This window comes from Streptosporangium lutulentum (assembly GCF_030811455.1).
In the GTDB taxonomy this organism is placed as follows: Bacteria; Actinomycetota; Actinomycetes; order Streptosporangiales; family Streptosporangiaceae; genus Streptosporangium; species Streptosporangium lutulentum.
The window spans coordinates 1,668,906-1,689,523 of sequence record NZ_JAUSQU010000001.1; the positions used below are offsets into that span (position 1 = coordinate 1,668,906).

At 70.2% G+C, this 20,618-nt stretch carries 15 protein-coding genes and 1 CRISPR repeat array; of the genes, 13 read left to right on the forward strand and 2 right to left on the reverse strand.

The window, feature by feature from the left end; translation table 11 throughout:
• Positions 1 to 27 precede the first annotated feature (27 nt).
• The gene (locus J2853_RS06980; protein ID WP_307556145.1) at positions 28 to 2,952 is read right to left on the reverse strand and encodes a carbohydrate-binding protein; all 2,925 of its coding nucleotides are present in this window, start codon (positions 2,950 to 2,952) and stop codon (positions 28 to 30) included.
• 300 nt (positions 2,953 to 3,252) lie between these two features.
• On the opposite strand from J2853_RS06980, the gene J2853_RS06985 reads away from it, so the two are divergent.
• The 13 genes from J2853_RS06985 to J2853_RS07045 all read left to right on the forward strand — a co-directional run bounded on the left by J2853_RS06985 (position 3,253) and on the right by J2853_RS07045 (position 16,393).
• A complete protein-coding gene (locus J2853_RS06985) occupies positions 3,253 to 4,566 on the forward strand; it encodes an ROK family transcriptional regulator (protein ID WP_307556146.1) in 1,314 nt (437 codons plus the stop codon).
• A 344-nt stretch (positions 4,567 to 4,910) separates the two neighbouring features.
• On the forward strand, positions 4,911 to 6,005 hold the full coding sequence (locus J2853_RS06990; RefSeq protein ID WP_307556147.1) for a sugar ABC transporter ATP-binding protein: 1,095 nt from the start codon (positions 4,911 to 4,913) through the stop codon (positions 6,003 to 6,005).
• Complete coding sequence (locus J2853_RS06995) at positions 5,984 to 6,454, forward strand: ATP-binding cassette domain-containing protein (protein WP_307556148.1); 471 nt, start codon at positions 5,984 to 5,986, stop codon at positions 6,452 to 6,454. The genes J2853_RS06990 and J2853_RS06995 overlap by 22 nt, the downstream gene beginning before the upstream one ends.
• A 296-nt stretch (positions 6,455 to 6,750) precedes the next feature.
• On the forward strand, positions 6,751 to 7,647 hold the full coding sequence (locus J2853_RS07000) for an ABC transporter permease (protein WP_307556149.1): 897 nt from the start codon (positions 6,751 to 6,753) through the stop codon (positions 7,645 to 7,647).
• 130 nt (positions 7,648 to 7,777) lie between these two features.
• Complete coding sequence (locus J2853_RS07005; RefSeq protein WP_307556150.1) at positions 7,778 to 8,839, forward strand: substrate-binding domain-containing protein; 1,062 nt, start codon at positions 7,778 to 7,780, stop codon at positions 8,837 to 8,839.
• 173 nt (positions 8,840 to 9,012) lie between these two features.
• The gene (locus J2853_RS07010) at positions 9,013 to 10,161 is read left to right on the forward strand and encodes an inositol-3-phosphate synthase (protein WP_307556151.1); all 1,149 of its coding nucleotides are present in this window, start codon (positions 9,013 to 9,015) and stop codon (positions 10,159 to 10,161) included.
• Positions 10,161 to 11,096, forward strand: a complete 936-nt coding sequence (locus J2853_RS07015) for an SCO3242 family prenyltransferase (protein WP_307556152.1) — start codon at positions 10,161 to 10,163, stop codon at positions 11,094 to 11,096. The genes J2853_RS07010 and J2853_RS07015 overlap by 1 nt, the downstream gene beginning before the upstream one ends.
• Positions 11,093 to 11,335 carry a hypothetical protein gene (locus tag J2853_RS07020; protein WP_307556153.1) on the forward strand — a complete coding sequence of 81 codons (243 nt, stop codon included), beginning with the start codon at positions 11,093 to 11,095 and terminating at the stop codon, positions 11,333 to 11,335. Before J2853_RS07015 ends, J2853_RS07020 begins: the two co-directional genes overlap by 4 nt.
• Positions 11,332 to 12,198 (forward strand): sugar phosphate isomerase/epimerase family protein, encoded by an 867-nt coding sequence (locus J2853_RS07025; RefSeq protein WP_307556154.1) that lies wholly within the window; start codon positions 11,332 to 11,334, stop codon positions 12,196 to 12,198. The genes J2853_RS07020 and J2853_RS07025 overlap by 4 nt, the downstream gene beginning before the upstream one ends.
• A 193-nt stretch (positions 12,199 to 12,391) precedes the next feature.
• Positions 12,392 to 13,018: an EboA domain-containing protein gene (locus J2853_RS07030; RefSeq protein WP_307556155.1), complete on the forward strand. Its 627-nt coding sequence runs from the start codon at positions 12,392 to 12,394 to the stop codon at positions 13,016 to 13,018.
• The gene (locus J2853_RS07035) at positions 13,018 to 13,884 is read left to right on the forward strand and encodes a TatD family hydrolase (RefSeq protein WP_307568622.1); all 867 of its coding nucleotides are present in this window, start codon (positions 13,018 to 13,020) and stop codon (positions 13,882 to 13,884) included. Before J2853_RS07030 ends, J2853_RS07035 begins: the two co-directional genes overlap by 1 nt.
• On the forward strand, positions 13,884 to 15,008 hold the full coding sequence (gene eboE, locus J2853_RS07040; protein ID WP_307556156.1) for a metabolite traffic protein EboE: 1,125 nt from the start codon (positions 13,884 to 13,886) through the stop codon (positions 15,006 to 15,008). Before J2853_RS07035 ends, eboE begins: the two co-directional genes overlap by 1 nt.
• On the forward strand, positions 15,005 to 16,393 hold the full coding sequence (locus J2853_RS07045; protein WP_307556157.1) for an alkaline phosphatase family protein: 1,389 nt from the start codon (positions 15,005 to 15,007) through the stop codon (positions 16,391 to 16,393). Before eboE ends, J2853_RS07045 begins: the two co-directional genes overlap by 4 nt.
• A gap of 276 nt (positions 16,394 to 16,669) precedes the next feature.
• A CRISPR array of direct repeats spans positions 16,670 to 17,675; the repeat unit is 30 nt; unit sequence GTCCTCCCCACGCACGTGGGGGTGAGCCGG.
• Between the two features lie 171 nt (positions 17,676 to 17,846).
• On the opposite strand, the gene J2853_RS07050 is transcribed toward J2853_RS07045, so the two are convergent.
• Entirely contained in the window at positions 17,847 to 20,585 is a 2,739-nt protein-coding gene (locus J2853_RS07050; RefSeq protein WP_307556158.1) for a Rossmann-fold NAD(P)-binding domain-containing protein, read from the reverse strand.
• Positions 20,586 to 20,618 lie beyond the last annotated feature (33 nt).

Consider the following 20,618-nt stretch of genomic DNA (forward strand, 5'->3'; position numbering starts at 1 on the left):
CGGGGACCCGTCGCACCGGGATCCGCGTCACTTGGTGATGGTGAGGGTGTCCACGTCGAGCAGAGCCCCGGAGCCGCCGGTGAAGGACAGGAACAGAGCTCCGGAGGCCGACCCGGTCAGCGTGGTCGAGACGTTGACGAAGGTGTCCCAGCTACCGGTGTTCGCGACGTTCACCGACCCCAGGAGGGTGCCGGTGGCCGAGCCCGATCGGATCTGGATGGTGCCGCCGGGACCGCCGGAGGAGACGCGGGCGCTGAAGGCGGTGGCGCCGGCGGTGTTGACCGAGGAGTAGCCGGCCCAGTCGCCGTTGTCGACGTATCCGGCGGTCTTGCCGCCGCTGGCCCCGGCGTGGTCGGCCGGCTGCACGCCCAGGGTGGAGGTGTAGGCCTCGCCCTCGACGGTCTGGGTGGTGCCGCCGGTGCCGGTGCCGAAGGTGAAGGCGTCCAGGTCGAACAGGTTGCCCTGGCCGGTCACACCCTTGAACACCAGGAACAGGGTGGTGGTGCCGGAGGGGGCGTTGGTGATGTTCGCGTTGACGTTGACGAAGGTGTCCCAGCTACCGGTGACCGGTACGGTCGCCGTGCCGAGCAGGGTGCCGGTGGCCGAGCCCGCCCGCACCTCGATGGTGCCGCCCACCCCGCCGGAGGAGACCCGTGCCGTGAACGTCCTGGCGTTGCCCAGCGCGTAGGGCTGGAAGGAGATCCAGTCACCGTTGTCGACGAACCCCGCGGTCTTGGCGCCTTCGGCGGGGCCGTGGTCGGCGATCTGGATGCCGGACTGGGCGCCGAAGTGCTCGGCCTGGCGGTGACGGGGCTGCAGGGTGCGGATGCTGTGCGTGGTCAGGCCGGCCGCGTCGGTGTACTCGGCGTCGAGGACGCCGTAGACGTTGGCGGCGGAGTCGTGCTCACCGTCGATGGGAACCGCGATGCTTCCGGTGCATCCGTTCTTGGAGGTGATGGAGTGGCGGTGGCTGTCGTGACCCAGCAGGTAGGTGACCTTGACCTTGGTGCAGTCGATGGCTCCGTCCTCGGGGTCGGTGACGTTGACCGTGAAGGGCACGGTGTCACCGAAGGAGAACAGCTGCCCCTCGGCAGGCGTGGTGAACGTCACGGTGGGCGCGGTGTTGCCGACGGTCACGATGACGCTCGCGGTCGCGGTCAGCCCGGCCGAGTCGGTGACGGTCAGCGTCGGGGTGTAGGTGCCGTTGGTGTTGTAGGTGTAGGTCGGGTTGGCCGCGGTGGAGGTGCCGCCGTCGCCGAACCTCCACGAGTAGGTCAGCGCGCCGCCCTCGGGGTCGGAGCTGCCGGCCGAGGAGAAGGTGACCGCCAGGGGCCTGGGACCGGAGGTCTTGTTGGCCGCGACCTTGGCGATCGGGTTGCGGTTGGTACCCGCGAGATACTCCACCCGGTAAAGGGCCTGGTTGTCGCTGCCGGTGCCGTAGTCGAGCACATACAGCGCGCCCTCGGGACCGAAGGCCATGTCCATCACCTGGGTGCCGGTCCAGGGGAAGTCCTCGATCACGCCGGGGGCGCCGTCACCCTTCACCTCGATCGCCTTGATCCATCTGCGGCCCAGCTCACCGGCGAAGTAGCGGCCGTCGAGGGAGGCGGGGAACTTGACGTTCGATTCGAGATCGGCGTCGTAGCGGTAGACCGGTCCGCCCATCGGGGATTCGGAGCCGCCGCCGAACTCCGGCGGGGTGCCGGCCTCGCCGCCGTAGCGGATCCAGCTCGGCTTGGCCGGGGGCAGCGTGGTCAGGCCGGTGTTGCGGAAGGAGTTGTTGGTCGGGCCGCCGGCGCAGTCGTACTTGGCCGCGGACGGGCCGGAGGGGAAGGTGTATTCGTTATAGGTCTCGGCGGTGGTGTTGGTGCCGGTGCAGTACGGCCAGCCGTAGTTGCCCGGGGCGGTGATCCGGTCGAATTCGACCTGGCCGCCGGGGCCGCGGCCCGGGTCGGCGCCGCCGGCGTCGGGGCCGTAGTCGCCGAGGTAGACGATGCCGGTGGGCTTGTCCACCGACATGCGGAACGGGTTGCGGAAGCCCATCGCGTAGATCTCGGGGCGGGTCTTGGCGGTGCCGGGCGGGAACAGGTTGCCGGCCGGGACGGTGTAGGTGCCGTCGGGCTGGGGTTTGATCCGCAGGAGTTTGCCGCGCAGGTCGTTGGTGTTGCCCGAGGAGCGCTGGGCGTCGAACTGGGGGTTGCGGTCGGTGCGCTCGTCGATGGGGGTGTAGGAGTTGGACTCGAACGGGTTGGTGTCGTCGCCGGTGGTCAGGTAGAGGTTGCCGGCCGCGTCGAAGTCGATGTCGCCGCCCACGTGGCAGCACTGGCCTCGGTCGTTGGGCACCTCCAGGACGACTTTCTCGCTGGCCAGGTCCAGGGTGTCGTCGGTTTTGAGGGTGAACCGCGACAGGTTCAGGTGGCCTTTCCAGGCGTTGAAGGTGGCCGCGGTGCCGCTGGTGGGGGCGTCCCCGTCGGGAGTGGACAACCGGGGGGAGTAGTACAGGTAGACGTGGCGGTTGGTGGCGAAGTTCGGGTCGGCCGCGACGCCCTGCAGGCCTTCCTCGTCGTGGGTGTAGACGTTGAGCTTGCCCGCGACCTTGGTCACGCCGGCCGCGGTGGTGATCCGGACTGTGCCGTCGCGGGCGGTGTGCACCACCGAGCGGTTGGGCAGCACGGCCAGTGACATGGCCTCACCGAGCTTGGCCCCGCCGACGGCCAGCTGAACCTGCTGGTAGTCCGCGGGAGGGATGACGGCCGCAGCGGCGGCCGCGGCCGACGTGGCCGCGTGACCCGCATGACCCGCGTGGGCCGCCAGGCCCGTCTGACCGAGGGCGGCGGTGTAGGCCACGGGGGCGGTGGGGGAGGTGTACGTCGCGTTGAGCACCACGCCGCCGGCCGCGGCCAGCAACATCGTGGCGAACATTCGGGCCCAGGGCCGCGAACGTGGAGACATGAGGAAATCCCTTCCTGACCTGGGGGTTAAGTCAGGCAAGGCGCGCGCCGCCGCGCTGATTGCCGTGGTGCCTTTATTTGTCTCGGATAGCAATTAATTGGCTTTGTAACACGAGGATGACAGGTTGCGCACCCCTGAGTCAGGTAACGAATTAGCAACCGGCGATTCCGTCGCAGGTGGGCGAAAAAAACGTGCAGGGTTACGAAAACGTTACGTGGAGCGAAACGTTTCGACACTTGTGCCCCACCTATCGGACACCTTTAATTCGGCGAGGCATGCAAATTAATTCAGGAGCGTGACGTGCAACACGGCCGGGGCGGTGGTTGGAACGGCGACCAGAAGGGTTCGGCCAGGTCAGTGGGTATTCCCGCGGACCAGGCCACCGTGCGCCGATCCAACCTCTCCCTCGTGCTGCGCCACGTGAGCGAGCGAGGATCGCGGTCGAGATCACTCGTCGCCGCGGAGACGGGCCTCAACAAGACCACGGTCACCAGCCTCGTCGGAGAGCTGGTGGCACGCGGGCTGATCAAGGAGATCGGGCCGCAGCACGCGGGTGCCGTCGGTCGTCCAGGTCTCGCCCTCGCCTTGGACGGCTCCGGCGTGGGAGCGCTGGGTACGGAGGTCAACGTCGACTACGTCGCGGCCTTCGCCACCGACGTGGCCGGCCGGGTGCTCATCGACCGCCGGGTCGGCTTCGACGCGACGGGCGGCGGCCCTGAGCGCTCGCTCGACGAACTGGCAAGAACGATCAAGGAGGCTGTGGCCGAACTCGACCTGCTCGGCGTCACCCTCGCCGGAATCACCGTGGCGGTGCCCGGCCTCATCGACTCCGCCACCGGGATCGTCGAGGTCGCACCCAACCTCGGCTGGTACGGCGTGCCGGTCGCCAAGGTGCTCTCCAAGGCGGGCGTCGCACCGAACGTGCCGATCACCGTGGACAACGACGCGAACCTCGCCGCACTGGCGGAGTTCACCGCGGGAGTCGCGGCGGGCACCTCCGACCTCGTCTACCTGACGGGTGAGGTGGGTGTCGGCGGCGGTGTCATCGCGGGTGGACGGCTGCTGGGCGGTGCGGACGGTTTCGCCGGCGAGGTGGGGCACGTGATGGTGGACCCATCGGGCGAGCGGTGCGGTTGCGGCCGGATCGGCTGCTGGGAGACGAAGGTCGGCCTTGCGGCGCTGGTCCGGATGGTCACCCCGGAACGCGCCTACGGTGTCGGTGACGGAGTGGTGCGCGACCCGGAGGAACGGCTGGCCGAGATAGAGCTGCGACAGGCCGCGGGCGACCGCCGGGTCGACGCGGCCGTCATCGAGGTCGGTCGCTGGCTCGGACGCGGCGCGGCCACGCTGGTCAACCTGTTCAACCCGCGGGTGATCGTCATCGGCGGCTACTTCGCCAGACTCGCGGAGCAGATCATCCCCGTCGCGCAGACCGAGCTGAAACGACTGGGCGTCGCGGGATCGGCCTCCCGCTGCACCTTCGTCGCCTCCGACCTCGGCTTCGGCGCGGCCTCACGGGGCGCCGCCGGGATGGTCGTCGAACGGGTGCTCTCCGACCCCACCTCCATCGACATCCGCCACGTGGTGACCTCAAGACCAGGGGAGGAGCGCTGATCGAGTGCCGCAAGGCGTTCCCCGCTTGAGCCGATGAGACCACCGGACCCACAAGACCACTGAATCGGCAGATCCGCCGGACCTATGAGACCACTGAATCGGCAGACCCATCGGACCGGCGAAACCGTCGGACCGGCGGATCCGCCGGACCTACGAGACCACTGAATCTCGGTGGAGGGCCAGTGCCCGACCACCCCCGATACCCCCGTCCGTCCGGTTGACCCGGATACGTGACGGAGCCGTTCCCGCCGACCTCGGTTCCGATGCGGTGGTGCCGCTTCGAGTCGCCGGACGGACGGGTCCCCCCATCCTGAAACCAGCTGGACATGATCCAGGAGGCTCTCATGTCGGAGTCACCCCCCGACCCCATACCCCTGCTGTTGATGCGGGGGATCGTTAAGCAGTTTCCCGGTGTGCGTGCGCTGGACGGCGTCGACCTGGAGGTGTTGCCCGGTGAGGTGCACTGCCTGCTGGGCCAGAACGGCGCGGGAAAATCCACGCTGATCAAAGTGCTGGCCGGGGCGCATCAACCCGACGAGGGCACGATCACGCTGGGCGGGGAGGCGGTGCGGCTGTCGTCGCCGACCGCGGCGATCAAGCTGGGGATCTCCACCATCTACCAGGAGCTGGACCTGGTCGACGGGCTGAGCGTGGCCGAGAACATCTTCTTGGGCCATGAGATGGCCCGGCTGGGATTCGTCAGCCGCGGCGAGGCCAACCGGGCGGCGCGCGGGTTGCTGGAGCGGCTGGGGCACGGGGAGATCCGGCCGAACACCGAGGTGGGCCGGCTGTCGCCGGCGGCCAAGCAGGTGGTGAGCATGGCGCGGGCGTTGTCGCATGACACCCGGTTGATCATCATGGATGAGCCGTCGGCGGCGTTGGCTCATGACGAGGTGGGCAACCTGTTTCGGATCATCCGGGAGTTGACCGCGCAACGGGTGGCGGTGGTGTACATCTCGCATCGGCTGGAGGAGATCCGCGAGATCGGGGATCGGGTGACGGTGCTCAAGGACGGGCGGACCGCGGCGGTGGGGTTGCCGGCCAAGACGACGCCGACCGCGCAGGTGGTGGCGTTGATGACCGGCCGCAATGTGGAGTATGTGTTCCCGCCGCGCCGCCCCGCCCCCGCAGCGGGAGCGGAGGAGAGCACCGGTGGGGGTGAGCCGGTGTTGCGGGTGCGGGATCTGACGGTGCCGGGGGTGTTCGCCGGGGTGTCGTTCGAGGTGGCGGCCGGGGAGATCGTGGGGTTGGCCGGGTTGGTCGGGTCGGGCCGCTCGGAGATCATCGAGGCGATTTACGGGGCGCGCCGGTTTTCCGGGTCGGTGGTGTTGGAGGGTGGCCGGTGGGCCGGGGCGGTACGTCTGGGGCGGTGCGCCGGGGGATGGGGTTGGCGCCGGAGGAGCGTAAGGCGCAGGCGTTGCTGCTGGATCAGAGTGTGACGCGCAATATCAGCCTGGCGAGTTTGGGCCGGTATTCGCGGTGGGGGTGGATGGATCGGCGGGCGGAGGCGGCCGAGGCGGCGGAGTTGGTGGCGGCGTTGGATATCCGCCCGGCGGATCCGGAGCGGCCGATCAAGACGTTGTCGGGGGGTAATCAGCAAAAGGCGGTGCTGGCGCGGTGGTTGGTCAACGGGCGGCGGTTGTTGTTGCTGGATGAGCCGACGCGGGGGGTGGATGTCGGGGCGCGGGCGGAGTTGTATGCGGTGGTGCGGCGGTTGGCCGATACGGGGGTGGGGGTGTTGCTGGTTTCCAGTGAGGTGCCGGAGGTGTTGGGGTTGGCCGATCGGGTGTTGGTGATCCGGGAGGGTCGGATCATTCATCGGGCGGCGGCGGCGGAGCTGGACGAACATCGGGTACTCGACATGATCATGGAGGGGAGTGCGCTGTGAGCGATCCCACGAACAAGACCCCGGCGGGCCCGGCAGGTGCGAGCGCACATACGAGCACAAGCACGGGAGCCGATACGGCTGGCGCGGTGGGCGCGGTGGGCGGGACCACGGTGACATCCACCGGTGGATCCGGTGGATCCGGTGGATCCGGTGGATCCGGTGGATCCGGTGGATCCGGTGGATCCGGTGAGTCGGGTGCGGGTAGGGGGTCGGCGCAGGTGCGGCGCTCTCCGGTTGCGCTTGGGCCGTTGGCTCGGCTGGGGGAGGCCCGTCATCTCGGGCTGGTGGTGGCGTTGGTGCTGCTGGCGGTGGTCGGGTTGGTCACCGTCCCGGACACTTTTGCCACCACCTCGAATCTGGTGAGCATTCTGTCGCTGGCCGCGACCATCGGGGTGATCACGGTCGGGGCGACGTTCGTGATCATCGGTGGGGGGATCGACCTGTCGGTCGGGGCGCTGATGGCGTTGGCGTCGGTGTGGGCCACCACGCTGGCCACCCAGGCGTACGGGCCGGCGGTGATGATCGTGTGTGCGGTGGCGGTGGGCACCGGGGCCGGGCTGGTCAACGGGTTCTTGATCGCTTATGGGCGGATGGTGCCGTTCATCGCGACGCTGGCGATGCTGGTGGCCGCGCGTGGGTTGGCGCAGCGGATGTCGGATCGGCGCACCCAGCTGGTGCAGCAGGGCAATGAGCTGATTGTGGATTTGTCGACCAGCCGGGTGTTCGGGGTGCCGGTGCTGGTTTACATTTTCGCGGTGGTGGTCGCGGTGGGCTGGGTGGTGCTCAATCGGACCACGTTCGGCCGGCGCACGTATGCGGTGGGGGGTAATCCGGAGGCGGCGCGGTTGGCGGGGATCGATGTGCGCCGGCACACCATGTTGTTGTATGCGCTGTCGGGGTTGTGTTGTGGGATCGCGGCTGTGTTGATCATGGCGCGGACCACGACGGGGTCGTCGACGCATGGGGATTTGTATGAGTTGGACGCGATCGCGGCGGTGATTATCGGCGGGACGTTGCTGACCGGGGGCCGGGGGTCGATCATCGGGTCGATCCTGGGTCTGTTGATCTTCACGGTGATCACGAATTTGTTCATTCTGAACGGGTTGAACACCAGTGATCAGTTGATCGCGAAGGGTTTGATCATTGTGGTGGCGGTGCTGCTGCAGCGGCGCAGCCTGGAATCACGAACCTAGACGCGCACTCAGGCGCGGCTCATCTCTCGAACGCAGGACCCGCCTCGCGGACCGGTCAGGGGACCGCGGGACGCAGAACCTTTCACCCCCATGAAGCGCTGTGCGCTTCACCCCCAAAAGGAGCAGGTTCATGGCAGAAAACGTCGCCCGTCGGGGATTCCTCCTCGGCGGAGCCGTTCTTGGCGCCGGCGCGTTAGTCACCGGATGCACCAGCAACGCCCCGGCCGCCGCACCGGCCGCCGCGCCCTCATCGGCGGCACCCGCCCCGGCCGGCGGCAACGACGCCCCGGGCACCAAGGTCGTCATCGGATTCTCCGCCCCGGCCGCCGACCACGGCTGGATCGCGGCGATCGCGAAGAACGCCGAGGCCGCGGCCAAGGAATACCCCGATGTGGAGTTCAAGCCGGTCGAGCCGACCAACGACATCAACGCGCAGATCTCCGCGGTGGAATCGCTGATCGCGGCCAAGGTCGCCGCCCTGGTGATCCTGCCGAACGACGGCCAGCAGCTCAACCAGATCGCCCGCCAGGCCAGCGACGCCGGCATCCCGGTGATCAACCTGGACCGGGTGTTTCCGGACAAGCTGTCCTATCGCACCTGGATCGGCGGCGACAACTACGGCATGGGCGTGGCGGCCGGTCACTACATCGGCACCAAGCTGAAGGAGAAGGGGGTGGCCAACCCGGTGATCCTGGAGATCCAGGGCATCGCCACGCTGCCGCTGACCCAAGACCGCAGCAAGGGCTTCGAGGACGCGCTGAAGACCTTCGGGTTCACGGTGACCGCCAAGCAGGACGCCCAGTTCACCGTGGAGTCCGGCACCGAGGTGGCCAGCAACCTGATGCAGGCGCACAAGAAGATCGACGCGATCTGGAACCACGACGACGACCAGGGCATCGGCGTGCTGGCCGCGATCAAGGAGGCCAACCGCAGCGAGTTCTTCATGGTCGGCGGCGCCGGGTCGGCCAACGCGATGCGCGACATCCAGTCCGGCTCCAGCGTGCTGGAGGCCACCGTCACCTACAGCCCGACCATGGCGTCGTCGGCCATCAAGCTGGCTCGTCTGATCGCGCAGGGCAAGGGCATGAGCGACCTGGTGGAGAACCAGGTGCCGCAGTCGATCACTTTGGCTTCGGAGACCATCACCAAGGACAACGTCGCCCAGTACCTGCCGCTCGGATTCGAATCGTGACAGCGATCCTCCAGATGGGTATGGCGAAGGGCAGGGCGATCATGTCGCCCGCCGCTCTCTCCAGCGACTAGTTCCCGCCGCCGACCCCGGGCGGCGGCAGGCCAGGTGTGCCGCCGCCCGTCATCTCCGAAGAATCGACATCCCAGGAATCGACTGTTTGAGCAGGAGGCCCGATGCGTACGGGAGTGTGGCTGATAGGAGCGCGGGGGTCGGTCGCCGCCACCAGCGTGATCGGGGCGCTCGCGTTGCGGGCGGGTCTCACCGATCCGACCGGTTGCGTCACCGAGCTGCCCGAACTGCACAGCCCCGAGTTACCCGGCCTCGGAGATCTCGTCTTCGGTGGGCACGACATCTCCTCGAACCCGTTGGTGAAGAAGGCCGACACGCTGGCCGCCGCGGGCGTCGTCCCGGCCTGGCTGGTCAGAGCCCTCTCGGACGAGCTGGCGACGGTCGAACAGGAACTACGGCCGGTGCCCGACGCCGGAAACCAGGCCGCCATGGCCGACCTCATCGGCGCCGATCTGATCGACTTCCAGCGGCGGCACGACCTGGACAGGGTCGTCGTGATCAACGTCTCGACCACCGAGGCCGCGCCCGAACCGCATCCGGCCCACGCCGACCTGGGGGCGCTGGAGGCCGAGCTGGCACGCTCGCAGACCCTGCTGCCCCCGAGTTCGCTCTTCGCGTACGCGGCTTTCCGCGCGGGCTGCCCCTACGTGGACTTCACCCCCTCGACGGGCGCGCGGCTGCCCGCCCTAGACCAGCTCGCCAGGAGACAGCGCCTGCCGTACGGCGGGCACGACGGAAAGACCGGTGAGACGCTCGTCAAGTCGGTGCTCGCGCCGATGTTCGCCCTGCGCAACCTGCGCGTGCGGACGTGGTCGGGGATCAACCTCCTGGGCGGTGGCGACGGCGCAAACCTCGCCGAACCCGCTCCCAACGCGGCAAAGACCGCCAGCAAGCAGCGAGTGCTGGCCGAGACGCTCGGCTACGTCCCCCAGGGGACCACGCGCATCGACTACCTGGAAGACGTCGGCGACTTCAAGACCGCATGGGACATGGTGACCTTCGAGGGCTTCCTCGGCGTGCCGATGCGCATGGAGTTCACCTGGCACGGCTGCGACTCCGCGCTCGCCGCGCCCCTGGTGCTGGACCTGGCACGGCTCACCGCGGCGGCACACCGGGCCGGGCGCTCCGGCCCGCTCTCCGAACTCGCCTTCTTCTTCAAGGATCCGTTCGGGTCCGAGTCGCATGCCCTGGCCGAGCAATGGCGGGTGCTCCGCGGCTTCGTCGCCGGGCTCGGCGCGGAAGACCCGGCCTGATGGCGGCGCTGCGCGACTTCCTGGACCTGGTGCGCGCGCCCGCCGCGCTGTCCGTGCCGGGCGACGTCGTGGCGGGCGGAGCCGCCGCCGGGTCGCTCGGCCACCGGACCCCGGCCCTGGCCTGCGCCTCGGTCTGCATCTACTGGGCGGGAATGGCCGCCAACGACTGGGCCGATCGCCGCCTGGACGCGGTGGAACGCCCGGAGCGGCCGATACCGTCGGGGCGGATATCGGAGAACCTGGCGCTGGCCACGGCCCTGGGACTCACCGGCGCGGGTCTCGTGGCCGCCGGACTCGCCGCCGGCCGCCGGGGCCTCGCCGTCGCCGCGCCGCTCGCGGCCGCGGTGTGGACCTACGACCTGCTGGCGAAGAACACGCAGGCGGGGCCGGCGGTGATGGCGGCCTGCCGCGCACTGGACGTGCTGCTCGGTGCGAGTCCCGGCCTCGGCGCAGGCCGTACGGGTTCCCGGGGCGCGCCGCCGGGACCGGCAGGGGCGCGCTCGCCGTCCCGCACGTTCGCCGACGCGCTGCCCTCGGCCCTCGCGGTCGCCGCTCACACCTACATGGTCACCGAGCTGTCGCGCAGGGAGGTCTCGGGCGCGGACCGCCGCGTCCCCGCGACGACCCTGGCGGGTACGGCGGCGCTGGCCGCGGGGGTCACCGTGGCGGGGGGCAGCCGTGGCGCGGAGCCGGGGGCGGCCCTTCAGGCGGCACTCGCCTCCTGGTATCTCGCGCGATTCGGCGCGGCCCAGGCCCGTGCCGTCGACGAGCCCTCCGCCCCCCGGATCCGCGAGGCCGTGGGCACCGGCATCACCGTGCTGCCCGCGCTGCAGGGCGCGCTCACCGTCCACGCCGGCGCCGCCCCCGCGGGGCTGGCCGTGGCACTGGCGGCCCCGCTCGGCCGCCGGCTCGCCAGGAAGATCTCCCCGACATGAGCACCGACACGAGCACCGACACGAGCACCGACACGAGTTCTGGCGTGCGCACCGGCACGAGTGCCGTCACGGAGACCGGAACGAACATCGGCATGAGTTCTGGTACGGGCACCGGCATGACCGCCGTCACGGAGACCGGAGTGAACACCACCATGAGTTCTGGCATGCGCACCGGCATGACTGCCGTTCCTGACACCGGAACGAACATCGGCGTGAACCCCGGCACGGTGCTGACATGAGCACGGGTATGAACGGCGCCCTCAGGTTCGGCTACGGGACCAACGGGTTCGCCAACCACCGGCTGACCGACGCCTGCGAGATCATCGCGGGACTCGGCTACACCGGCGTCGCCCTGACCCTCGACCACGACCACCTGGATCCCTACGCCGCCGGGCTGGGACGGCGGGTGGCGGAACTGGCCGACCGGCTACGGGACCTCGGGCTCGGGGTGGTCGTCGAGACCGGTGCGCGCTACCTGCTGGACCCCTGGCACAAGCACGCCCCCACGCTGCTGCACGACGAGCGGGAGAAACGGCTGGACTTCCTGCGCCGAGCGATCGCGATAGGCGCCGACCTGGGCGCCGAGGCGGTGTCCTTCTGGGCGGGGGTGCGCCCGGACGGCGTGGGCGAGGATCTCGCCTGGGAGCGTCTGGTGGACGGCTGCGCCCGGCTCGTCGAACCGGCCGAGACCGCCGGGGTGCCACTCGGGTTCGAGCCCGAGCCGGGAATGCTCGTCGAGACGATCGCCGGGTGGCGGCGGCTGCGGGAGGCGCTCGGCGCGCCGGCCGTCTTCGGCCTGACGCTCGACATCGGCCACTGTCGCTGCCTTGAGCCGGATCCGGTGCCCACCTGCGTGACGGCCGTGGCGGACCACCTGGTCAACGTGCAGATCGACGACATGCGCCGGGGCGTGCACGAGCACCTGGAGTTCGGGGAGGGGGAGATCGACTTCCCGCCGGTGCTGCGCGCGCTCGGCGACGCCGGGTACGGCGGGCTGGTCGCGGTCGAGCTGCCCCGCCACTCCCACGCCGCCCCCTCCGTGGCCGCCCGCTCGATCGACTTCCTGCGCGCGGCCGAAAAGGAGACCGCCGCCAGGACGTGAACCGCCGCCGGAGGGCGCCACCGGGAGAGAGACCGCAGCCAACCAGGAGACCGACGCCAAGAGGAAAACCATGGTCGGCGGAAGGCCATGGTCAAGATCGAAGCCATGGACGAGAGGCAACTACGGCCGAGAGGGAAACCGTGGACGTGAGCGGAATCGCAGACGAGAGGGAGACCATGGAAGGGAGGCGACCGTGACGGAACCGGAGCGGCTGCGGGCCGCGCTGGCGGCCGAACCCGGGCATGACGTACGGGCTCGGGAATGGCTGGCCGACGCGCTCGGGCGGATCGCGGAACGACCGGAGACGGTCGGGCGGTCCTTCGCCGCCGCGGGACGCACCGTCGGACGGGCGTCACTGGCGGACGCGCCCGACTGGACGGCGGACGAGGCGGCCAGAGCGCTGCTGCTGGCCGCGCTGCCGGCGGACCGTGCCGGGGACGAGGCCGCCGCCCTCTATCGGTACGGCGACGCGAACGAGAAGCGCGCGGTGCTCAAAGCCCTGCCGGCGCTGCCGGTGGGGGCGGAGGCCGTACCCCTGCTGCACGACGCGATCCGCAGCAACGACGCGCGCCTGGTGATCGCGGCACTCGGGCCGTACGCCGGGCACCTCGACCAGGCGATGTGGCGGCAGGCGGTGCTCAAGTGCGTGTTCATGGACGTGCCGCTGGCGGCGGTGGACGGACTGGCCGAGCGGGCCGACGCCGAGCTGGCCGCGATGCTGGCCGCGCTGGCCGACGAGCGCGCCGCGGCCGGGCGTTCGATCCCCGCCGACGCCATGGCACTGCTCACCACGCTCACCGGCGAGAAGAAGGATGCATGATGCGCATATTCGACCCCCACATCCACATGACCTCGCGCACCACCGACGACTACACGAGGATGGCGGCGGCCGGAGTGCGCGCCATCGTCGAACCGGCCTTCTGGCTGGGCCAGCCCCGCACCAACCCCGGTTCCTTCACCGACTACTTCGACTCGCTGGTCGGCTGGGAACCGTACCGGGCCGCGAAGTTCGGCATCCGCCACCACGCCACGATCGCGCTGAACCCCAAGGAGGCGGGCGACCCGCGCTGCCGGCCGGTGCTCGACCTGCTGCCCCGCTACCTCGACAAGGACGGCGTCGTCGCGGTCGGTGAGATCGGCTACGACTCGATGATCCCCGAGGAGGACGAGGCGTTCGCCGCGCAGCTCGCGATGGCCGTCGAGCACGGCCTGCCCGCGCTGGTGCACACCCCGCACCGGGACAAGGCCCGCGGCACGCAGCGCAGCCTCGACGTCGTCAAGGAGTCCGGCATCGCTCCCGGCCACGTCGCCATCGACCACCTCAACGAGGTCACCGTGGACCTCGTGCGCGACTCCGGCTGCTGGATGGGCTTCTCCATCTACCCCGACACCAAGATGTCGCCGCCCCGCATGGTGGAGATCCTGAAGACCCACGGGCTGGAACGGATGCTGATCAACTCGGCCGCCGACTGGGGCGTCTCGGACCCGCTGCTGACCAGGGAGACCGCCGAGGCGATGCTCGCCGCGGGCTACACCGACGACGACGTGGACCAGGTGCTGTGGCGCAACCCGGTGGAGTTCTACGGCCAGTCCGGGCGGCTCGACCTGTCCGACCTCGACGACGCCGCCTCCCGTGCCGCCGAGCCCACCTTCGAGGGCAGCTCGATCCTGCGCGGAGGCAGCTGATGCGCCTGCGTCATCCGGCAGGACGCCTCCTGCACCTGAGCTACTGCACCAACGTGCACCCGGCCGAGAGCCTGGAGGGCATCGTCGGGCAGCTCGACGAGTACGCCCTGCCGATCCGCGAGCGTCTCGGCAGCGACGTGCTCGGGCTCGGACTCTGGCTGGCCGCGCCGGTCGCCGCGGCACTCGCCCTCGACGCCGAGGCCCGCAAGGGCTTCCGCCGCGAGCTGGACGTGCGCGGGCTGGAGGTGGTGACGCTCAACGGCTTCCCCTACAGCTCCTTCCAGGACCCCGTGGTCAAGCAGGCCGTCTACCATCCCGACTGGACCACCCCCGAACGCCTGCGCTACACCCTGGACCTGGCGCGCGTCTTGGCCGACCTGCTCCCGGACGACGCGGCCCGGGGATCGGTCTCCACGCTGCCGCTGGCATGGCGGCATCCCTGGGACGACGCCCGCGCCGCCACCGCCACGCGGATGCTGGACCTGCTCGCCACCGGACTCGCCGACATCGAGGCCAGGACGGGGAAGGTCATCCAGGTGGCCTTCGAGCCGGAACCCGGATGCGTGATCGAGACCACCGCCCAGGCCGTCGCCCTGCTCTCCGGCGTGGACACCGACCGGCTCGGCGTCTGCCTGGACCTCGCGCATCTCGCGTGCGCGTGGGAGGAACCGGCCGAGGCGCTGCGCGCGCTGAAGGAGGCGGGCATCCCCGTCGTGAAGGTCCAGGTGTCGGCCGCGCTGGAGACCGACAAGCCCGGCGCGCTGCGCGAGTACGTCGAACCGCGGTTCCTCCACCAGACGCGCAACCCCGAGGGAGGCGCCGTCGACGACCTCGACGAGGCCTTCGAGTCCGGGTTGCCCGGCCCCTGGCGGGTGCACTACCACGTGCCGCTGCACTCCCGGCCGTCCGCGCCGCTGACCACCACCGCGCCGCTGCTGCGCGCCGCGATCGGCGAGCTGGTCGGCGGTCCCGACGCCGTGTGCGACCACTTCGACGTCGAGACCTACACCTGGGGCGTGCTGCCACCCGAACAGCGCCCGCAGACCGCCGGTCAGCTCGCCGACGGCATCGCCGCCGAACTGGCCTTCGCCCACGCCGAACTCAGCAAGGGAATGCGCGCATGACATCACTTCTGGTCCTCGACGTCGTGGGGCTGACCCCGCGGATCCTGGAGCACATGCCCCGGCTGCGCGCCGTCGCCGACGGCGGCTTCCAGGCGTCACTCGGGACGGTGCTGCCCGCCGTGACCTGCTCGGTCCAGTCGACCTTCCTCACCGGCGAGCTTCCCACGGAGCACGGCATCGTGGGCAACGGCTGGTACTTCAGGGATCTGGGCGAGGTGATGCTGTGGCGCCAGCACAACGCGCTGGTCGGCGGGGACAAGCTCTGGGACGCCGCCCGGCGGGCCCGTCCCGGCTACACGGTGGCCAACGTGTGCTGGTGGTACGCCATGGGCGCCGACGTCGACTGGACCGTCACCCCCCGGCCGATCTACCACGCCGACGGTCGCAAGGACCCCGACTGCTACACCGACCCGCCGGAGCTGCACGACGCGCTCACCTCCCGGCTGGGCGACTTCCCGCTCTTCAACTACTGGGGGGCGCTGGCGGGGATCACCTCGTCGGAGTGGATCTGCCGGGCCACCGAGCAGATCATGGCGGAGCACGATCCCGACCTCACCCTCGCCTACGTGCCGCACCTGGACTACGACCTGCAGCGGTACGGTCCCTCCGCCCCCCAGGCGGCCGTGGCCGCCGCCGAGCTGGACCGGACGCTGACGCCGCTGCTGGACGCGGCCGCGGCGCGCGGGACCACGGTCGTGGCACTGTCGGAGTACGGGATCACGGACGTCTCGCGCCCGGTCGACGTCAACCGACTGCTGCGCGCCGAGGGGCTGCTGCACGTGTACACCCAGGCGGGCATGGAGTATCTGGATCCGTGGACGTCGCGGGCGTTCGCCGTCGCCGACCACCAGGTGGCCCACGTCTACGTGCGCGACCCGGCCGACGTGCCGGCCGTCGCCACACTCTGCGCCGGCCTGCCGGGGGTGGCCGAGGTGCTCGACGCCGAAGGCAAGGCCCGGTCCGGGCTTGACCACCCGCGCGCGGGGGAGCTGGTCCTGGTCTCCGATCCCGACGCCTGGTTCACCTACTACTACTGGCTCGACGACGCCCGCGCGCCCGACTTCGCCCGGCTGGTCGACATCCACCGCAAGCCCGGATACGACCCGGCGGAGCTCTTCTTCGACCCCTCGGGGCCGGGCGCGGCCAAGCGCCGCGCCGGGGTGGCGCTGCTGCGTAAGAAGCTCGGCATGCGCTACATGATGACCGTGGTCGGACTCGACGCCGGGGCGCGGGCCATCAGGGGATCACACGGGCGGCTGCCGGAGGATCCGCGCGACGCCCCGGTGCTGCTGTGCTCCGATCCCACTCCGGCCAGGGAACACGTCGAGGCCGTCGAGGTCAAGGAGCTGCTGCTCGGGCTGGCCACGACGAAGGCACGTAGGTGACGATGACAATCCCGACGACGACGGGGTCGTTCAACAGCTCACCTCCACGGGCGTGGGAAGGACGGCGGACATGAGCCGATCCGAGTGGGTGCGGAGGGCTCACCCCCACGAGCATGGGGAGGACTCCCGCACGTGCCCCTCGAATCCCCCCAGATCGGCTCACCCCCACGGGAGTGGGGAGGACATCTCGGCCACTCCCGGCAAGGTCGCGCAGAGCGGCTCACCCCCACGTGGGGGTGAGCCGCCGTGGGTCCTGGCCGCCGGCGGGCCCTCGAGGTCCTCCCCACGCACGTGGGGGTGAGCCGCCGTGGGTCCTGGCCGCCGGCGGGCCCTCGAGGTCCTCCCCACGCACGTGGGGGTGAGCCGGCCCACGGTCCTCCATTAACCGGGTCGAGTTCGTCCTCCCCACGCACGTGGGGGTGAGCCGGGCCTCGATGACGACGAGCACCGCACTATCTAGTCCTCCCCACGCACGTGGGGGTGAGCCGGAGGCCGCGATGGCCCTGTCACCTGCCGGACGGTCCTCCCCACGCACGTGGGGGTGAGCCGGAGAAGGACTTCAATTTCCCGGCCAGGATGGAGTCCTCCCCACGCACGTGGGGGTGAGCCGGGTTCGAGCTCGGCGAGCCGGCCGACGACGAGGTCCTCCCCACGCACGTGGGGGTGAGCCGAAGCGCCCCCGCCCGGCCGCCAAGGCGGAACCGTCCTCCCCACGCACGTGGGGGTGAGCCGTCTTGCGAGTGATGCACCGGACCCGACATGCCGTCCTCCCCACGCACGTGGGGGTGAGCCGCGCCCGCCGGACTACATCGGCCCTGATGGGCGGTCCTCCCCACGCACGTGGGGGTGAGCCGCTCTCCAGCCGGGATGTCACCCGCATGGAGCGGTCCTCCCCACGCACGTGGGGGTGAGCCGCGCATGCGCCGCAACCGGGACCTCCACGTCACGTCCTCCCCACGCACGTGGGGGTGAGCCACCTGCGGTGCTCGGGTGGCCATACGGCCCTCCGTCCTCCCCACGCACGTGGGGGTGAGCCCACCCCGCTCAACACCGACGGCTCCACAGTGCTGTCCTCCCCACGCACGTGGGGGTGAGCCCCGCGCGCTCCTCGTCCGGGTCGACTCTGGAGGGTCCTCCCCACGCACGTGGGGGTGAGCCGCCCCGGTCGCGCTTCGAGGAGTCGAGCGGAATGTCCTCCCCACGCACGTGGGGGTGAGCCGCTCTGCGCCGGCCTGCCGGGGGTGGCCGAGATGTCCTCCCTACGTACGTGGGGGTGAGCCGCAGGTATCGGCGGGAATTCGTGGCGTCACTACGACCGGGGCGACTACGGTCCTGATGAGCTGTTCCTGTCCGCTGAGCGACTCCTGGCCTGGGGTCACGGTCGGACGCAACCCAGCAGGCCCGGTCATCAATCAGACCGGGCCTGCTGGGTTGCTGGTGGAGGGCGGTGCGCTCATCCCGTTGAGACAAGGCCCTTCAGCGAGGTCGGCACCACATCGTCGCTGCCGGGTGTCGTCTCCTGGTGAGGCTGCTGGGCACGCAGGTGCTCCGCCATGGCGGTGATTCGGCGCAGCGGGCCCAGGTCCAGTGGAGGCAGAACCCGGGAGCTGATCAGTGCACCGGCCGCCAGCTCGATCGCGGTGTGCAGCGGCGAGTCCTCAACCACTTGGTCGTGCAGGACATCGCCGTCGCGTTCCACCGTGACCCGGTGGTGGTTGCGCTCCAACTGCCAGCCGCCCGCCGCGGTGACGGGGTCCAGGTGGACGGTGACCCGGGTACGGCCGGCGTGGACGGTGAGGTAGCGGTGCCGGTCGTCTGCGGGGCGGATGTCGCGCCGCCACCCGGCCGCAGTCTGCTCGGGAGCGCCGCCCAGGACCACAGCCGAACTGGTGATGCTGGAGTGCAGCTCCAGGTGCAGCAGGTGATCGCCGGTGCGTAGCGTGGAGTGTTCGGTGAGCGCAGACACGAACAACCTGGGGTCGTAGATGGCGCGCAGCATCGCCTGTTTCGGGTGGGCGGTCAGGTACGCGTCGAACACTTCGGCCGGGATGAGACGCCGCAGCACGGCCAGCATGTGCAGCCACTCGTAGCCGAGCACTCCGTAGGAGCGGTCAACGAACCGGCCGCCCGCGATGTCCGCGCTGCGGTCCTTGGTGAACGTCACCTCGATGTGACTGGCCGAGGCGCCCGGCTCGTAGGCGCTGATGAGGTCGGTGACGACGTCCAAGGCGCGGGCATGCTGATACTGGTCGGTGATCACGATTCGGGCGTTCGGGTGCTCCTCCAGCAGCCCAATGAGAGCGTCGATCTCGTGGCCCTGGCAGGCGGGTTTCTCCAGCAGGATCCGCGCCTGCGGGTCATGGGTGAGGATCGAGCGCAGCACCGGCAGGTGGTCAGCGGTCGGGCAGCACACCGACCACATGCCGACCCCGGCGGAGACCGTCGCCGGCAGGTCGTCGACACCGTGCCGGAACGTCTGGCACGTCCGGGGCAGGTCCTGGTGCTTGGGGTCCACGATGGTCAGTTCCGCGCCCGCCTCGGTGAGGATCTGCGCGTGCAGGCGTCCGACGGTGCCGTAGCCGACCACGCATGCCGCGACCCCGGCCAGCGGCGCGGGCCGGGCCGGTGTGGAGCGGGCGGGCGCGCCGGTGAACGCCAGGTACGTGTCGTAGTAGGCGTCATACAACCCCGAAGCGGAGATGATCTCGTCGACGAGTTCGGTGTGGACTCCCGCCTGAAGGGTGCCGACCTGGGCGCAGAGCTCCTTCGCTGCGATGAGCGTCCCGGCCCGGTAGGCGTCGTACCCCTGGTTGGGGATCGAGTCGGACTCGAACAGGTTCATGCTCCGGCCGTCGCCGAGAATCGTCGCCCAGGCGCCGCTCCGCAGACGGTAGCGGCGGCCAATGCCGGGGATCTCCACCGCTGCGCGGGCAAGCTCCGGGTCCGTTGTCAGCAGCTCGAAGTCCTTCGTCGCGTACGGCGCCATGACGATCTCGTCGGGCAGCAGCGACACCGCCTCCTCGGTCAGGGCGTCTACCTCTCCGGTGGTCGCGACCACCAGGAAGGGCCGCATGGCGAGCAGCGCGTCAACGGCGGTGCGGTAGGTGGTGTGCCCGTTCTCCGCCGCGCCGATCAACGCGAGCGGGTCGGGGTCAACCACGTTGACCTGGCACCCCTGGGCGCGGAGCGCGTTCGCCAGCCGCGACCCGAGGGTTCCGTATCCGAGGACCAGCACCGGCCGGCCGATGACTTTCACGGCGGGCAGCAGCTCTCGCAGCCTGCGCAGGCACGAGTCGGCGATTTCCGGGTAGCCCAGGTACGTTTTCAGCTCCGAGCGCGCCAGGTTGAACACCGGGATGCTGAGCGGTCCCGCAGCGGTGATCCGCTTCAGCCCGGATACGGTCAGCTCCACCGCTGCGTCCACCCTTCGGGGGGCGTCGGCGCGGCCGTACCCCTGGGCGAGCAGCCCGCCGTCGTCGATGACCAGCACCGGCCGTTGTGCTTCGTGGGCGGCGTCGATGAACGCGTCCACTCCGTCCATCGCCCGAGCGAGATCATCGGCGTGGGTTTCGGGGGCGTTGATCGTGGTGTTGTCCAGCAGCCCGCTGGTGCACCCCTGCGCCAGGAGCGTCGCGTGGACCCGGTCACGGTTGCGGGTGCGGTCGCCCTTGGACAGCGCGTAGATCCACTGCGGGGGGACACCGGCCTCCTGCAGCGCCATCAGGAACGCGAGACTGTTCTCCACGTAGTGATCACGGAAGATGACCGCCCACCCGGCGAGGTCCTTGTCCGGGACGGCGTGGCCGGCCAGCAGCGGCATGGAGGCGGTGATCTGCGCCAGCTCCGCCGGGTCGTAGCAGCGCAGCCGCTCCCGTAGCCACACCTGCAGGTCCCCGGCCGCTTCCTGCCCGCCCGGGTGGACGTCGAGGAGGATCTCCAGGCATTCCTGGTCAGGCAGCACATGGCTGAGCGTGTCAGGCCGCTCCGGGGCGTAGGGGTGCCAGCGCACCGTGACGCGGGCCGCCCCGTCGGCGTCGGTCAGGAGCAGAGTCCCCTGGTCGAGCTGGTTGACGCGCAGGTGGTGCCGGGCGGCGATGTCCGTCGCCCCGAGGTCCAGAACGGTCGGCGAGATAGGGCCACGAAGAACATCCCATGCCGAACAGATAGGCAACTGGACGGTTTCCACGGTCACAGGGGATCTCCCTTGAGGTGTCGGGGGGTAGTG

Coding starts and splice junctions, on each gene's coding strand:
- J2853_RS07015 (WP_307556152.1), top strand. CDS start 10,161: ATGGCGGCGCTGCGCGACTTCCTGGACCTGGTGCGCGCGCCCGCCGCG.
- J2853_RS07020 (WP_307556153.1), top strand. CDS start 11,093: ATGAGCACCGACACGAGCACCGACACGAGCACCGACACGAGTTCTGGC.
- J2853_RS07035 (WP_307568622.1), top strand. CDS start 13,018: ATGCGCATATTCGACCCCCACATCCACATGACCTCGCGCACCACCGAC.
- J2853_RS06990 (WP_307556147.1), top strand. CDS start 4,911: ATGTCGGAGTCACCCCCCGACCCCATACCCCTGCTGTTGATGCGGGGG.
- J2853_RS07010 (WP_307556151.1), top strand. CDS start 9,013: ATGCGTACGGGAGTGTGGCTGATAGGAGCGCGGGGGTCGGTCGCCGCC.
- J2853_RS07005 (WP_307556150.1), top strand. CDS start 7,778: ATGGCAGAAAACGTCGCCCGTCGGGGATTCCTCCTCGGCGGAGCCGTT.
- J2853_RS07045 (WP_307556157.1), top strand. CDS start 15,005: ATGACATCACTTCTGGTCCTCGACGTCGTGGGGCTGACCCCGCGGATC.
- J2853_RS06980 (WP_307556145.1), bottom strand. CDS start 2,952: ATGTCTCCACGTTCGCGGCCCTGGGCCCGAATGTTCGCCACGATGTTG.
- J2853_RS07025 (WP_307556154.1), top strand. CDS start 11,332: ATGAGCACGGGTATGAACGGCGCCCTCAGGTTCGGCTACGGGACCAAC.
- eboE (WP_307556156.1), top strand. CDS start 13,884: ATGCGCCTGCGTCATCCGGCAGGACGCCTCCTGCACCTGAGCTACTGC.